The organism is Rhodococcus sp. As11, assembly GCF_048957735.1.
GTDB lineage: Bacteria > Actinomycetota > Actinomycetes > Mycobacteriales > Mycobacteriaceae > Rhodococcus > Rhodococcus gordoniae.
Map to the genome: position 1 here is coordinate 89,042 of NZ_JARDJE010000003.1, position 14,236 is coordinate 103,277.

At 67.5% G+C, this 14,236-nt stretch carries 15 protein-coding genes; 7 read left to right on the top strand and 8 right to left on the bottom strand.

Annotation, left to right across the window (positions count from 1 at the left end; genetic code table 11):
- The first annotated feature begins 97 nt into the window (after window positions 1-97).
- Window positions 98-559 (top strand): fluoride efflux transporter FluC, encoded by a 462-nt coding sequence (locus PV766_RS04800; RefSeq protein WP_255161712.1) that lies wholly within the window; start codon window positions 98-100, stop codon window positions 557-559.
- On the top strand, window positions 556-924 hold the full coding sequence (locus PV766_RS04805) for a fluoride efflux transporter FluC (protein WP_255161710.1): 369 nt from the start codon (window positions 556-558) through the stop codon (window positions 922-924). Before PV766_RS04800 ends, PV766_RS04805 begins: the two co-directional genes overlap by 4 nt.
- Here the strand turns inward: PV766_RS04805 and aroD are convergent, their stop codons facing one another.
- The 3 genes from aroD to PV766_RS04820 all read right to left on the bottom strand — a co-directional run bounded on the left by aroD (window position 925) and on the right by PV766_RS04820 (window position 3,813).
- Window positions 925-1,695: a type I 3-dehydroquinate dehydratase gene (gene aroD, locus PV766_RS04810; protein WP_421096519.1), complete on the bottom strand. Its 771-nt coding sequence runs from the start codon at window positions 1,693-1,695 to the stop codon at window positions 925-927.
- Window positions 1,696-1,737: 42 nt separating this feature from the next.
- Window positions 1,738-3,372 (bottom strand): MDR family MFS transporter, encoded by a 1,635-nt coding sequence (locus PV766_RS04815; protein ID WP_371053819.1) that lies wholly within the window; start codon window positions 3,370-3,372, stop codon window positions 1,738-1,740.
- A gap of 117 nt (window positions 3,373-3,489) precedes the next feature.
- Entirely contained in the window at window positions 3,490-3,813 is a 324-nt protein-coding gene (locus tag PV766_RS04820) for a hypothetical protein (RefSeq protein WP_064063518.1), read from the bottom strand.
- A 115-nt stretch (window positions 3,814-3,928) separates the two neighbouring features.
- Between PV766_RS04820 and PV766_RS04825 the strand changes: the two genes are divergently transcribed.
- Window positions 3,929-5,503, top strand: coding sequence for a hypothetical protein (locus PV766_RS04825; protein ID WP_421096520.1), 1,575 nt, complete (start codon window positions 3,929-3,931; stop codon window positions 5,501-5,503).
- A 4-nt stretch (window positions 5,504-5,507) separates the two neighbouring features.
- Here the strand turns inward: PV766_RS04825 and PV766_RS04830 are convergent, their stop codons facing one another.
- On the bottom strand, window positions 5,508-5,888 hold the full coding sequence (locus tag PV766_RS04830; protein ID WP_064063520.1) for a hypothetical protein: 381 nt from the start codon (window positions 5,886-5,888) through the stop codon (window positions 5,508-5,510).
- Window positions 5,889-5,954: 66 nt separating this feature from the next.
- Entirely contained in the window at window positions 5,955-9,272 is a 3,318-nt protein-coding gene (locus tag PV766_RS04835) for a proline dehydrogenase family protein (protein WP_421096521.1), read from the bottom strand.
- 130 nt (window positions 9,273-9,402) lie between these two features.
- Here PV766_RS04835 and PV766_RS04840 point away from each other — a divergent pair, with 130 nt between their 5' ends.
- Window positions 9,403-10,239 (top strand): DUF1206 domain-containing protein, encoded by an 837-nt coding sequence (locus PV766_RS04840; protein ID WP_255161708.1) that lies wholly within the window; start codon window positions 9,403-9,405, stop codon window positions 10,237-10,239.
- Window positions 10,240-10,242: 3 nt separating this feature from the next.
- Here PV766_RS04840 and PV766_RS04845 read toward each other — a convergent pair whose 3' ends face one another.
- Window positions 10,243-10,668, bottom strand: a complete 426-nt coding sequence (locus PV766_RS04845; protein WP_064063523.1) for a hypothetical protein — start codon at window positions 10,666-10,668, stop codon at window positions 10,243-10,245.
- Window positions 10,669-10,903: 235 nt separating this feature from the next.
- Here PV766_RS04845 and PV766_RS04850 point away from each other — a divergent pair, with 235 nt between their 5' ends.
- Both PV766_RS04850 and PV766_RS04855 read left to right on the top strand, forming a co-directional pair.
- Complete coding sequence (locus tag PV766_RS04850) at window positions 10,904-11,410, top strand: VOC family protein (protein ID WP_255161707.1); 507 nt, start codon at window positions 10,904-10,906, stop codon at window positions 11,408-11,410.
- Window positions 11,411-11,519: 109 nt separating this feature from the next.
- On the top strand, window positions 11,520-12,455 hold the full coding sequence (locus PV766_RS04855) for a DUF1214 domain-containing protein (protein ID WP_421096522.1): 936 nt from the start codon (window positions 11,520-11,522) through the stop codon (window positions 12,453-12,455).
- 18 nt (window positions 12,456-12,473) lie between these two features.
- On the opposite strand, the gene PV766_RS04860 is transcribed toward PV766_RS04855, so the two are convergent.
- Window positions 12,474-12,896, bottom strand: a complete 423-nt coding sequence (locus PV766_RS04860) for a hypothetical protein (protein WP_064063526.1) — start codon at window positions 12,894-12,896, stop codon at window positions 12,474-12,476.
- Window positions 12,897-12,996: 100 nt separating this feature from the next.
- On the opposite strand from PV766_RS04860, the gene PV766_RS04865 reads away from it, so the two are divergent.
- Window positions 12,997-13,239, top strand: coding sequence for a DUF2630 family protein (locus PV766_RS04865; protein WP_064063527.1), 243 nt, complete (start codon window positions 12,997-12,999; stop codon window positions 13,237-13,239).
- Here PV766_RS04865 and PV766_RS04870 read toward each other — a convergent pair.
- The gene (locus PV766_RS04870; protein WP_421096523.1) at window positions 13,227-14,030 is read right to left on the bottom strand and encodes an alpha/beta fold hydrolase; all 804 of its coding nucleotides are present in this window, start codon (window positions 14,028-14,030) and stop codon (window positions 13,227-13,229) included. The genes PV766_RS04865 and PV766_RS04870 overlap by 13 nt on opposite strands.
- Window positions 14,031-14,236 lie beyond the last annotated feature (206 nt).

Sequence of the window (14,236 nt, forward strand, 5' to 3'; positions counted from 1 at the left end):
CGCTGCCCACCGTACCGTACGGTGCTCTCGGTGTCGTCCGACGACGCCGCATGTCCGGACCGATGCAACTCGAAGGTGCCTGCGGAAGGAACGCCGAATGGTCGATCCCGTCGAGCCGCAACGGTACTCGCCTGCACAGGCGATACATCTGCAGCCGACCGCGTGGGCAGCCGTCGCGGTCGGCGGGCTCATCGGCACCGCAGCCCGTCACGGGCTCGGCACGGTCTTCCCGGCCGGGAACGGCGCGTGGCCGATGACGACCTTCGCGATCAACGTCGTCGGCGCCCTGCTGCTGGGGATCCTGCTCGAGTCGCTGGTGCGGATGGGTCCGGATACATCCTGGCGTCGTGTCGTCCGGCTCGGCGCAGGCACCGGCGCACTGGGCTCGTTCACCACCTACAGCGCGCTCGCGGTCGACACCGACCTGCTGCTCCGCGACGGTGAGTTCGTCGCCGCGGCGACCTATGCGCTGGGCACGGTGTCGGCCGGCCTCGTCGCGACCGGCATCGGTGTCGCGCTGGGAGCGTGGTTCGGGAACCGTCGGGGTGCACCGCGGTGATCGCGGTGTGGGTGGCGCTGGCCGGCAGCGTCGGTGCCGTGACGCGGTTCGTCGTCGACAGCGCGTTGCGCGCCCGGTTCACCGCCTCGCTGCCGTGGCCGACCGTCCTGATCAACATCACCGGGTCGTTGCTGCTGGGCATCCTGGCCGGCGCCGCGCTGTTCCACGACGCCCCGACCACGATGCTCACGATCGCCGGGACCGGTTTCTGCGGCGGCTACACGACCTTCAGCACGACGAGCGTCGACTCGGTACGCCTGATCGTGCAAGGCCGGTACGCGGGCGCTGCGGCGATCACGTTCGGCACTCTCGCGACCACGATCGCCGCGGCCGCTGCCGGGCTCGGTCTCGCCGCCGTGTGGTGATCAACGCGAGCGGTCGATCAGCTCGAGCACCGAGCGCAGCTCGTCGGCGTCGACCTGGCCCGGCGCCGATGCGGTGCCGACCATCCCGAACGTCGCGGCCGATCCGAAGACCTGACCGGCGATCCGCGACACCACACCGAGACCGCCCATCGACATGGTGATCAACGGGCGGTCGGCGTGGTCCTCGTGCATCGTGCGGGTCGCGTCGAGCAGGGTCAGCACGTCGCCGGCCGAGCGGGGCATGACGGCGATCTTGCAGATGTCGGCGCCGAGATCCTGCATCTGCCGCAGCCGCGCGACGATCTCGTCCTTCGGTGGAGTGGCGTCGAAATCGTGGTTCGACGCCACCACCGCGACACCGCGGGCGTGGGCCGCCGCGACGATCCGCTCGACGGCGGCGCGGTCGCGCCGGTACTCCACATCGACGAGATCCACGCTGCCGCTCTCGGCGAGTGCGACCGTCAGATCGGCGTACGCCTCGTCGTCGATCGCGATCTCGCCGCCCTCGTTGGCGGTGCGGCAGGTCGCGAGCAGGGGGGTGCCCGGCAACTGCTCGGCCAGGGCCCCGGCCTGCGCGATCACCGAGGCGACGTCGTCGACGGTGTGGAAGAAGTCCACGCGCCATTCGACGACGTCGGCCCGGCCGGCGACGGCCGCGATCTGCTCGCGCAACGTCCCGGGGGTCCGGCCGGTGACGGGGACGACGATCGTGGGTGCGCCGTCACCGATCACCACGTCCTTGACGCGAACCGGTGTGATCGTTCGTCCCACGTGCCGTCTCCGTTCCCTCGTCCGCTGGCCGGACCTATTCGATCACGTGCGCTTCGAGCCGCTCTCCGCAGCGTCCTCGGACTCCTCGACGACCACGACGGTGTGGTCCTTCGACGATTTCGCGGGGTCGGCGACCGCCTCGCCGCGCGCCACCATGAGCGCTTCGTCGGAGAGCGGGATCTCCTTGATGAAGCACGCGAGGACGAACGCGATGAGCAGGAACGGGATGAGGTACCAGAACACCGGCGCCAGCGAGTCGGCGTAGGCGTCGATGACACCTTCACGGACGGGATCGGGCAGCAGTCTCATCGCTGCCGGATCGACGGTCGCGGTGGCCTGCCCGGCCTGCTCGGGTGTCGCACCGGCAGCGGTGAAGACCTCGACGAGCTGCTCCGAGAGACGGTTGGTGAAGATCGTGCCGAAGATCGCCACCCCGAGCGCCGCACCGACCTCGCGGAAGTAGTTGTTCGAGCTCGTCGCGGTGCCGATCTCGTCGGCGGGCACGGCGTTCTGCACGATCAGGATCACGACCTGCATGATCAGGCCGAGACCCAGACCGAAGACGAACAGCATCGAGCAGATCACCCACAGCGGGGTGTCGCCCTCGAGGGTGGTCAGCCACAGCATGCCTGCGGCGGTGATCAGCGACCCCGCGATCGGATAGATCTTGTACCGCTGGGTCTTGGTGATGGCCAGACCCGACCCGATCGAGGTGATCATCAGACCGGCCATCATCGGGAGCAGCAGCAGACCCGAGACCGCGGCCGACGTGCCCGACGACATCTGCAGGAAGGTCGGCATGAACGCGATCGCGGCGAACATGCCGAGGCCGAGCACGAAACCGATGGCGGTGGCGTTGACGAAGATCGGGTTGCGGAACAGCGACAGCGGGATGATCGGATCCTGTGCCCGCGACTCGACCAGCACGAACAGGGACACGAACACCACGAGACCGGCGCCGAACGACCAGGTCAGCGGATCGGTCCAGCCGCGGTCGGTGTCGCCGCCGAAGTCGGTGAAGAAGATCAGGCAGGTCGTGGCGAGCGAGAGCGTGACGACACCGAGGATGTCGATCCTCTTGGTCGGACGCTTCGTCGGCAGGCGCAGCGCGAACCAGGTGATGACGAACGCGATGATGCCGACCGGCACGTTGATGTAGAAGCACCACTCCCACGTGAGGTGGTCGACGAAGAAGCCGCCGAGCAAGGGGCCACCGACGGCCGACAGTCCGAAGATCGCACCGAGCGGGCCCATGTACTTACCGCGCTCGCTGGCGGGCACGATGTCGGCGATGATCGCCTGCGACAGGATCATCAGACCGCCACCGCCGAAGCCCTGGATCGCGCGGAAGACCACGAACGTCCAGAAGTCGTCGGTCGTCGAGCACGCCGCGGACGCGAGGGTGAACACGCCGATCGCGATGAGGAACAGGTGCCTGCGCCCGAAGATGTCGCCGAACTTGCCGTAGATCGGCATCACGATGGTCACCGCGAGCAGGTAGGCGGTGGTGATCCACGCCTGGTGCTCGACACCGCCGAGCTGCCCGACGATCGTGGGCATGGCGGTGGAGACGATCGTCTGGTCCAGGCTGGCGAGCATCATGCCCGCGATGAGCGCGGAGAAGATGATCCAGATCCGTCGCTGGGTGAGAACCAGTGGTTCCGAGGTGGTGGTCACGGTGTTCCTGTCGGAATAGGAATATCGAGCTGTTATGTGAAGGTGGCCTGCATACGAGTGAGGCGATCGGGAATTGTTGCACTCGGTAACTTCTGCTGCAAGGCGATTTCCTCCCGGTCACTCGAACCAGGACCGCGCGGGCGGCTTCACCCACATGATCTTCTCGTCCTCGTCGGTGCGGACCGCTGCCGGATGATCGGGGTGCTTCTGCGCCCACACCGTCTTCTCGTCCATCAATCTCGCGGCGAGCTCCCAGGTCTCCATCGTGCGCGGCGGATGCGCGTCCGCAGCCCGGGCCAGCTTGCGCCTCGTCTCGTCGGTCATGGCGAGCAGTTCGGCTCCCGAGATGCCGCGATTCCATGCATACCGGGCCAGGGTCACGGCCTTGTCGCGACGGTTCTTCTCGGCGCGATCGGTGTGGGCGAAGTCGGCGTCGCTCATGCTCCGAAGGTACGCGTCGCCCCTGACCGAGGGTGTCGTCGACGATGTGCCGAGTTTTCGGCAACGACGACGGTGTCGTGTGCCTACCCTCGATGAGGGGGCCTGAGGAGGCGTGATGACGTCCGACGAGATCCCGGAGGGCACACCGGATACGGTCGTGGCGCGTGCCGCCGAACCGCCGAGGGTGCCCGTCGCCGACCCCACCCTCGGCATCGACGTCCCCCGCTCCTTCCGCGGCACACCCCCGCACCGTCTGGTGGCTCTCGGCGACTCCCTGCTGCAGGGCTTCCAGAGCGGCGCGATCTACAACACCGACGTCTCCGTCCCGGCGATCGTCGCCTACGAGCTCGGCACCGGCCTGCGGTATCCGCGCTTCGGCGGGCCGGGCGGGCTGCCGCTGAACGCCGAAGTGCTGTTGCGCCGGATCGAGGAGCGGCACGGGACGACGCTCGACCCGTGGGAACTGCCGGCGGCACTGTTCACGGCGCGCGGCTTCATGGACGAGGTCGAGGACTACTGGGAACGCGGGCCCGGCGCGAGACCACCGCTCGTCGGATATCTCCACAACCTGTCGTGCTTCGGCTGGGATCTGCGCGACGCGCTGCAGAAGACCGCCCGCGACTGCGCGGACCGCATCGGCACACCCCGCGACGACCTCGTGCGGCAACTCGTCGAGAACAACGGGGAACGGGCGGCGCTGTACGTCTATCCGAACGCCGACGAACGACGCCGCGGAATGACCCTGTTCGACGTCGCCCGCGAACTCGGCACCGACCACGGCGACGACACCGGCGAGGGCATCGAGACCCTCGTCGTCTTCCTCGGTTCCAACAACGCACTGCGGACCATCACCGAACTGCGGATCGTCTGGAGCGGCGACGACTTCCGCGACCTCGACGCGAAACAGGCCTACACGATCTGGCAGCCCGAACATTTCGACAGCGAGTTCGCCGAGGTCGTCGCGAAGCTCCGCGACATCGACGCGCGGCACGTGGTGCTGTGCACCGTCCCACACGTCACCATCGCACCCATCGCCCGGGGAATCGGGACGAAGAACGGCTCACCGTACTTCCCGTACTACACCCGGCCCTGGGTGGACGAGCGCCGCTTCGATGCAGCCCGCGACGAACACATCACCGGTGCGCAGGCCCGGATGGTCGATGCTGCGATCGACCTGTTCGACGAGACGATCACCCGGGCCGTCGCCGATGCGCGTCGCGCCGGACTGGACTGGTATCTGCTCGACACCGCCGGCATCCTCGACCGCCTGGCCGCCCGCCGCTACGTCGACGACCTCGAAGCGCGGCCGGCGTGGTGGCAGCCGTATCCCCTGCCGCCGGCGCTCGCCGCACTCGACCCGGTGCCCGACACCCGTTTCCTGTCCGCCGACGGTCACGGTGGTCGTGACCGTGGGGGATTGTTCTCCCTAGACGGCGTGCACCCGACGACCGTCGCCTACGGGATCCTCGCCCAGGAGGTCGTCGACGTGATGGTGCGTGCCGGCGTCGAATTCCGGACGCCGAACGGAACGGTGCGGACCGGCCCCGTCGCCGTGGATTTCGAGCGTCTGATCCGGCACGACACCCTGGTGTGCACGCCACCGCAGAACATCGATTCGACGCTCTCGATCCTGGGCTGGGTCGACGAGGTGCTCGACGTGTTCCGGGTGCAGTTGCGTTTCGGTCTGTGAGAGATCAGGTCAGGTTGACGACGTGTTCGTGCGATGCGACGGCGTCCTGCATCTTCTTACGCGAGAGTGTTCGTGGACCGCACGCGCAGCCCGAGGGGATTTCGTCGTCCTCGAACTGTGTTGCCTCGAGGGTGTCCACGAATTCCGAATTGAGTGATGTGCCGTTGTGCGGTGTGGCTTCCCGGTCGCGGTTGCCGCGTCCACCCGGGCCACTGCGCGAGACCACCACCTGCCCCTCGGAAGTCTTGTACACCGCGGCGAGGGTGTGCCCCTTGGGGCAGCGCACCTTGACGACGGCCTTCTCGGTGCGCTGAGGCCCGAGTTCTTTCACCGCCGCCAGTGCGAGCTTGCGACGTTCGGTCGGGGGTGTCGTGGCGATATCCATTTTCCTATTCCACCTCACAGTGCCGGGGTTCACAGGACTTCGGGAGAACCGATTCCGGGTTTGTTTTCAGATGATCTCGTCGGTGAGCCGATGCGGTGTGCCGAATCTGTGTGCGGTGATCGAGACGGCCTGCTCGGCCAGGAACGGCAGCATTTCGATTCGTCCGGCTGCGGTCACCGGATGGTCGAACACTGCGATGTCGCATCGAGTGTTCCATGCGACGGGCGGCGCTGCGCCGATGAGGCGGACACGTGCCGGTGCCACGTCGACCATCCGTTCCTCCCATTCCGCATCGCTCTCCACACGTACACGGCCGTCGAAACCTGCTGTATTCGAACATCTTACGAGATCGACGGCGAAAGCCGAAGAGATGTCCACCGGTGCGCCCGTCCGGGCGGCCGCGCCGAGCACGCGCACGAGTTCGGCCGGCCGTCCACTCTCCCCGAGACGTACGTGTGTGCGAACGGGCCGGTACCGGAACAAGTTCCGCTCCGCCGACAGGCCGGTGACGTCGTGTGGCACAGCGAATTCCGATGCCCACACCCGCTCGTCGTTCTCGAACACCCGGCGCAACGCATCCTCGGCCGGCGCACTGCCCTCCCAGGACCCGAAACCGAAGAGATAATTCGGGCCGCCCGCCTTGAAACCTGCTCCCACCGACGACTTCTTCCATCCCCCGAACGGCTGCCGTCGCACGATGGCTCCGGTGATACCGCGATTCACGTACAGATTTCCCGCCTCGACGCGATCGAGCCAACGGGCGATCTCGTCGGAGTCGAGCGAATGCAGGCCCGCTGTGAGTCCGTAGTCCACCTCGTTCTGGATCGCGATCGCCTCGTCCAGATCGGCCGCGGTCATCACCCCCAGCACCGGACCGAAGAATTCGACGAGATGTGTGCGCGACCCGCGTCGCACGCCGGTGCGCACGCCGGGGCTCCACAGTCGCCCCTCCTCATCGAGGCGTTGCGGTTCGACGAGCCACGACTCGCCGTCCTCGAGTTCGGTGAGCGCGGTGAGCAGTTTGTCCCGGACCGGTTCGATCAACGGCCCCATGCGGGTTCGCGGGTCGTGCGCGGGACCGACCGGCAGCGAACGCACCGCGTCGACGAGCTGATCCCGGAATCGACGCGACGTCGCCACGGACCCGACGAGGATCACGAGCGACGCCGCCGAGCACTTCTGCCCGGCATGCCCGAAGGCCGACTGCACGACGTCGCGCACCGCCGGATCCGGATCGGCGCTCGGCGTCACGACGATCGCGTTCTTGCCGCTGGTCTCGGCGAGCAGCCGCATACCGGGACGCAGCGAGCGGAACAGCTCTGCGGTCTCGTAGGCGCCGGTGAGCACCACCCGGTCGACGCGGGGGTCGGCAACGAGCGTCGAGCCCAGCGACCGTTCGTCGGCGTGGACGAGATGCAACACATCGCGCGGTACACCCGCATCCCACATCGCCTCGGCGAGCACCGACCCGCACCGCGCCGTGAGTGTCGCGGGTTTGAGGATCACGGCCGAACCGGAGGCCAGTGCCCCGAGCGTCGACCCCGCCGGGATCGCGACCGGGAAGTTCCAGGGCGGCGTCACCACCGTGAGGGTCGACGGCACGAACCGCGCACCGTCGATGGTGTCGAGTTCGCGGGCCCGCCCTGCGTAGAACCGCGCGAAGTCGATTGCTTCCGAGACCTCCGGATCGGACTGGTCGAGAGTCTTGCCGCCCTCGGCCGCCATCACCTCGAGCAGATCGGCGCGGCGCGTTTCGAGTACGTCGGCGACCTGCTCGAGAATTTCCGCGCGCTCGGCGCCGCTGCGGGCACCCCACGAGCGCCCGGCGGCGGCCGCGTCGGCCAGCACGCGCTCGAGCTCGTCCTCGGAGGAGAGCATGTGCGCCCGTACCGTGTCGATGCCGAGTTTCGACGACGGTACCCGTTCGAGGATGTGACGACCCCACTCGCGGTTCTGCGGCAGGGAGGGATCGGTATCCGGCGTATTCGCGAACATTGCCGGCGGCGCTGTCGATGGTGGTGGTTCCTGCCGGTTCTGCGTGCGATGGGGGGAGGGGACCGTCTCGTCGAGCGCCGCCACCGACGCGCGGAATCTCTGTTCCTCCCGTCCGAACAGCGCGGGGTCGTCGGCGAGATCGAACACGGCGGACATGAAATTGTCCTGCCCGGACCCCTCGTCGAGCCTGCGCACCAGATAGGAGATGGCGACGTCGAACTCGTCGGGGCGCACGACGGGTGTGTAGAGCAGCAGGCTGCCGACCTGTCGGCGGATCACCTCGGCCTGACTCTGCGCCATGCCGAGGAGCATCTCGACGTCGATCCCGTGCCGCACTCCCCGGCGACCCGCGAGCACCCACGCGTAGGCGATGTCGAAGAGATTGTGACCGGCGACGCCGATCCGCAGGTTCTCGATCCGCTCGGGGGTGAACGCGTAGTGCAGCAGGCGCTTGTAGTTCGTGTCGGTCTCCTGCTTGGTGTGCCATGTGGCGAGCGGCCAGCCGTGCAGCGCCGCGTCGACCCGCTCCATCGGCAGGTTGGCGCCCTTGACCACCCGCACCTTGATCGCCGCGCCCCCACGTGCGCGTCGCGCCGCCGCCCACTCCTGCAGTCGCATCATCGCGCGCAGCGCGTCGGGGAGATAGGCCTGCAGCACGATTCCGGCCTCGAGATGCAGGAACTCGGGCCGGTCCAGCAGGCTCGTGAACGCCGCGACCGTCACCTCCAGGTCGTGGTACTCCTCCATGTCGAGGTTGACGAACTTCGGTGTCGGCGAGTTCGCGGCGAGCCGATAGAGGGGGGTGAGCCGGTCGACGATGTCCGCGACGGTCTCGTCGAACGCCCACGGCGAGTGCGGCGCGACCGCCGCCGAGACCTTGAGCGAGACGTAGTCGACGTCCTCGCGTGCCAGCAGGGCGAGGGTGCCGTCGAAACGGCGCCGGGCTTCGGCGTCGCCGAGCACGGCCTCGCCCAGCAGGTTGAGGTTGAGCCGGATGCCGGGACGACGCAGTCGTGCGATCGCCCGGCCGAGCGCGGCGTCGTCGGTGTCGACGACGAGGTGGCCCACCATCGCGCGGAGAGCGCGGCGCGCGGTGGGAACGACGAGGTGCGGGAAACGGGGGCCGATCGTTCCGCCCGCCCTCACGGCTGCCCGCAGGTGAACGGGCAGGAAATCCGGTATGTTCCGGGACAATTCGGCCAGGGCATGCGCTGCCACCACCGGGTCCTCGGGGCGGATCACCTCGTCGACGAAGCGGACGGTGAACTCGGGTCCGTGCGGGTCTTTCAGGACGTCGGCCAGGTGGCGGGCCGCACGGTCGGGGGCGACATGCGCCGATTCCTCCGCCCACCGGCGGGCCAGGGCGACGGCATCCTCGACGATCCGCACGATGCGCCTCCGATCGACGGCGTTGACGAACCTGACGCCAATCTACCCATCGGAGGCGGTTCGCGTTTGCGGTCCGCGGTCTCGGGAATACAGCGCGAAGGGGACAGTCCCGACCATCGAGGAGACGAGAGTGAACCGTCAGGCCCCGGCGTCGCACGGCGCGTCGGCATCCGCCGACCGCGTCGCGCAGAACGGCGTGTTCGAGAAGTTCGCCCGTGCCGGCTACGTCGGCAGTGGCATAGTGCACCTGCTCATCGGTTACCTTGCGATCCGGGTCGCGTTCGGCCGCGGTGAGCAGGAGGCCTCGCAGTCCGGTGCGATGGCAGAGCTGGGCGCGCAGCCCGGCGGGAAGATCGCGTTGTGGATCGCCGTCGTCGTGTTCGTGATGATGGGTCTGTGGCGCTTCGCGGAAGCGGCCTTCGGCAAGGCGTCGGAACCGGAACGGCCCGACGCCGACACGAAGGACAAGGTGTTCGATCGGTTCAAGGCGTTCTGCGTCGGCGTGGTCTACCTCGCGTTCGCCTACACCGCGTTCGGGTTCGCCCGCGGCAGCGGCAAGTCCAGCGGTGAACAGAACGCGGGACTCACGGCGAAGCTGTTGCAGTCCGGCGCGGGCAAGTTCGTCCTCGTCGTCGCGGGACTCGTGATCCTCGGGGTGGGTGCCTATCACGTCTACAAGGGGGTGTCGAAGAACTTCGTCGACGACCTGAAGGGTCGTCCCAGTACGCTCGTCGAGCGCCTCGGGGTCGTCGGATACGTCGCGAAGGGACTCGCGATCGGTCTCGTCGGTGTGCTGGTGATCGTCGCGGTCTTCCAGGCCGACCCGCAGAAGGCAGCGGGACTCGACGGGGCGCTGAAGACGTTGGGTTCGCAGCCTTTCGGTGCGGTGCTGCTCGTCCTCATGGGTCTGGGTATCGCGGTCTACGGCCTGTACAGCTTCGTCATGGCGCGCGACGCGAAGATGTGACGTTCAGTCGTCCCCGTCGTCGAACCGGAAGTATTCGGTGGCGACGTAGTGGAGGGTCGGTGGGCCCGGCAGGTCGAACTCGATCGCGCCCACCGGCCGCAACTCCCCGTCGTCGTCCTCGCAACTCGCGGTCGCGACATTGCGTCCGGCGGAGATTCCCGTGAACTCGAGGGTCTGGTAGTTCGCGCCGTAGATCTCCGCGGTTCCGGACTCGCCGGTGCCGAGCGCTGCGACGCAGAGGAAGGGATGGTCCTCGTCCGGTGGGGACGTATAGATCAGTTTCAGCACCACGGTGTCTCCGCGGGTGCTGACCGTCCACATTCCTCGGGTGTCGGTGTCCGCTGCGCCCGCGCCGGGTGCGAATCCGGCGAGCAGTGCCAGTGGTGCGAGCAGCGCGACCGTTGCGCGCAGGGTTCTGCGATGGTGCATGGGATCTCCTCGGGACCGGTGAGCCCCCGACGCATTCATCGTCTCCACAGGCATCGGCAGGAGCGGGTGAATCGGATGGTTGTGAAGAAGACGTGACGGCGCCGAGATCGTCGTACCCGGCCCGTGACCCCCGCGGTCACGAAGTGCTGTTGCCGCCCCGAACTAATTGACAATGCAACTAATCGGAGCGATCCTGGTGGTTGAGAACGCAACTACGCCGGGAAAGGGTGGATCGATGACCACCGACGAGCGCCAACGCTCCGACGAGTTCGAGCGCCGGCGTGCAGTCGTTCGCGACGCACACCTGAAGCCGGCCGAATCACGTCCGCGGTCCTCGGCGCGGGGACTGCACCACACCGCATTGATCAGCAGTGACGTCGAGCGGACCGTGCGCTTCTACCAGGACCTTCTCGAGTTCCCGCTGACGGAGTTGATCGAGAACCGCGACTACCCGGGGTCGTCGCACTTCTTCTTCGACATCGGTAACGGCAACCTGCTGGCCTTCTTCGACTTCCCCGGTCTCGACCTCGGCCCGTATCGAGAGGTCTTCGGCGGACTGCACCACATCGCGATCAGCGTCGCCCTCCCCACCTGGGAACGCCTGCGCACCAAACTGATCGAGGCGGGAGTCGAACTCGCCGAACACAGCGAGGTCTCCCTGTACTTCCGGGACCCCGACGGCGCGCGGCTGGAACTCATCGCCGACCCGCTCGGCGAGATGTACGGCTCGAAGGTCCTGTAGCGATCGAGGGGGAGGCTGTGTGCGTGTTCGTCCGAACGACGCGCACGCAACCTCCCTCTCGCCTATCGTCGTCGCGCAGGAAGTGGCGCTTTCGACACAGGGAGTCCGCATGACCGTGCACGTGAACGTCGACAACTTCGTCCGGGCCGAGACCGATCGGATGTTCACCGATCTGCAACGCGATGCCGGGGGCGTGAATCTGCTGCTGCACAACCGAGAACCGGCGGCGATCGACCGGCAGACCGTGATCCGCCTCAACCGCGACACCCTGTACAGTTTCGCAGTCGTCGACGTCTCGGAGGGCGCGACGCTCACCCTGCCCGAGCACGGCGACCGCTACGTCTCTGCGATGGTCCTCGATCGGGATCATTTCGTCCGCGCCATCCACCACGAGGCCGGCAGTCACCGTCTCGACGCCGAGTCGCCCCATGTGGTCGTCGCGGTTCGCACCCTGGCGGATCCGGCCGACCCCGACGACCTGAAAGCGGCGGCCGCGATCCAGGACGGAATACGCATCGACGCGGCGTCGGCGCGGCCGTTCACCGCACCCGAGTACGACACGGCGAGTCTCGATGCGACCCGCACGGCGCTGCTCCGACTCGCTTCCGGGCTCACCGGTTTCGATTCGACGTTCGGTCGTCCCGACGAGGTCGATCCGGTGAGGCACCTCATCGGCACCGCGGCCGGGTGGGGCGGTCTGCCGAGCAGCGAAGCCTCCTACATCGGCGTCGCACCCCAGCTCCCGTCGGGGAACTACGAGCTGACGCTCGACGACGTTCCCGTCGACGGGTTCTGGTCGGTGTCCGTCTACGACGCGGAAGGTTTCTTCGCACCCAACCCACGCGAGGCGTACAGCGTCAACAACATCACGGGAAAGCCGAACGAGGACGGTTCGGTCACCGTGCGCTTCGGCGATTTCCCCGAAGGCACGCCGAACGCGATTCCGACTCCGGAGGGCTGGAACTTCCTCGTCCGTCTCTACCGGCCCAGGGCGGCGATCATCGACGGCAGCTGGACGCTGCCGGAACTCACGCCCGCACGGTGACCGCCCCGGACACGCTTGCTATTCGACGATCGGGAAGATCGACTCCCCGTCCTCGGGGGCGCCGCTGATCTGACCGCGGTCGACACGCGAATCCTGCACGATCACCCCGTCGACCTCGTCGGCGAGTTTCGAGTCCTCGGGCGCGCCGGTGGTGGCGTCGTCGATCACCTCGTCGACGTCCTCGGTGAGTTCGTCCTCCGGTGTCGCCGCGACGGGCGTGTCCAGCGGTTCGGCGGGTTCGACGTCGGGTTCCTCCTCGGCGAGGCGCTGGTCCAGCGACTCGCCTTCCTGCTCTTCACGCGGGGTCGTTCCGAACTTGTCGGCGCCGCTCCAGCCCTCGGGCGGGTCGACGACCTCGTCACCGTCGTTGTTCCGCACTTCGTCGGCGTCGAGGCCTTCGCTGGGGCTGAGGGTGTCGCCGGGACCGTCTTCGATGCTCATGTCGAGGAGATACCCGGCCGGTCGGGTGCGAAACCGGCGGCGGTTTCACTCCTGCCGGATGAGGCTATGCCGACGGAACACCACATCGAGGGAGTTTCCCATGGACGAGAACGACCTCTTCCAGCACATCGAGAAGCTGGTGGACGAGGAGAAGACGCTGCGCTCACGAACCGGCGCGGACGGTCCGAGCGACGAGGACCTGCAGCGGCTGGCCGCTGTCGAGAAGAGGCTCGACCAGTGCTGGGACCTGCTGCGGCAGCGTCGCGCGAAGGCCGAGTTCGGCGACGATCCGGACGGCGCGCAGGCACGGCCGGTCGACGAGGTCGAGTCCTATCGGCAGTAGGCGTCGGTGGCGCGCGCGGCGGTCCGGCGCACGAGGTCGACGATGGTCTCGGGACAGTCGGACTGCGGTGCGTGGCCGGCCCAGGGGAGCGGTACGAACCGTGCCCCGGGGATCAGCGGTGCGTACAGCACGGTCTGCGCCGCCGCGACCGTGTCGAGGACGCCCTGCGCGAGGGTGACAGGGCACGAGATGCGGCCGAGGCCTGTGGGCACGTCGGTCAGGACGCCATCCCACAGCATCGACCAGAAGCCGTCGGACTCGGCGAAGCCGCCCTTGACCGACAGCGATTCGGTGTGCGACGTCTTCCACGGCATCGCGCGGAGTCCTGCTGTGAGCGCCGTACGGCCCACGACAGTGCGCGCCATCGGTTCGATGAACGGGCTGCGGGCCTTGTTGAGCAGGCGGGCGGTCGTCATGAGCGCGCCCTGGAAGATCCGCTCCGGGGGCAGTCCGAGACCGGAAGGGGACAGGGCCACCACCGAATGAGCACGGTTGCGCACGGCAAGTTCGATCGCGAGCCGGCCGCCGAGCGAGTTGCCCAGCACGTGCACCCGGTCGAGTCCGTGCGCGTCGAGAGTCTCGACGAGGGTGTCGGTGAGGGCCGCGATCGTGGGACGGCCCTTCTGCTTCGGCGACGAACCGTGGCCGGGCAGGTCGACATTCAGCACGTCGAAGTGCTCGGCGAGTCGCGGGACGAGTGTGGAGAAGTCGTCCATCGTGGCGCCGATGCCGTGCAGGAGGAGGAGAGGTTCACCGGATCCGGTGCGGCGGTATGTCGGTCGTGAGTGCATCGGTTCCATTGTCCTCTCGACGGCGGGCCGGAGTGCCCTGTCGTACAGGTTGTGTGTTCTGTCACATTTACGAAGGGCGACATGCGATGAGCTGGTCGAACGATGTTTTATAGCCCTTGCTTATCGAATTTCTAGAAACTATCGATTGGCACAATCAATAGTTCGCGGATAACGTCGGAGTCGTCAACCCCATCGAGATGAGTGAG

Bases quoted from the DNA above. Each gene is read 5' to 3' on its own strand.
- PV766_RS04825 (WP_421096520.1), top strand. From the start codon at position 3,929: ATGACGTCCGACGAGATCCCGGAGGGCACACCGGATACGGTCGTGGCG.
- PV766_RS04800 (WP_255161712.1), top strand. From the start codon at position 98: ATGGTCGATCCCGTCGAGCCGCAACGGTACTCGCCTGCACAGGCGATA.
- PV766_RS04850 (WP_255161707.1), top strand. From the start codon at position 10,904: ATGACCACCGACGAGCGCCAACGCTCCGACGAGTTCGAGCGCCGGCGT.
- PV766_RS04830 (WP_064063520.1), bottom strand. From the start codon at position 5,888: ATGGATATCGCCACGACACCCCCGACCGAACGTCGCAAGCTCGCACTG.
- PV766_RS04870 (WP_421096523.1), bottom strand. From the start codon at position 14,030: ATGCACTCACGACCGACATACCGCCGCACCGGATCCGGTGAACCTCTC.
- PV766_RS04845 (WP_064063523.1), bottom strand. From the start codon at position 10,668: ATGCACCATCGCAGAACCCTGCGCGCAACGGTCGCGCTGCTCGCACCA.
- PV766_RS04820 (WP_064063518.1), bottom strand. From the start codon at position 3,813: ATGAGCGACGCCGACTTCGCCCACACCGATCGCGCCGAGAAGAACCGT.
- PV766_RS04865 (WP_064063527.1), top strand. From the start codon at position 12,997: ATGGACGAGAACGACCTCTTCCAGCACATCGAGAAGCTGGTGGACGAG.
- PV766_RS04860 (WP_064063526.1), bottom strand. From the start codon at position 12,896: ATGAGCATCGAAGACGGTCCCGGCGACACCCTCAGCCCCAGCGAAGGC.
- PV766_RS04855 (WP_421096522.1), top strand. From the start codon at position 11,520: ATGACCGTGCACGTGAACGTCGACAACTTCGTCCGGGCCGAGACCGAT.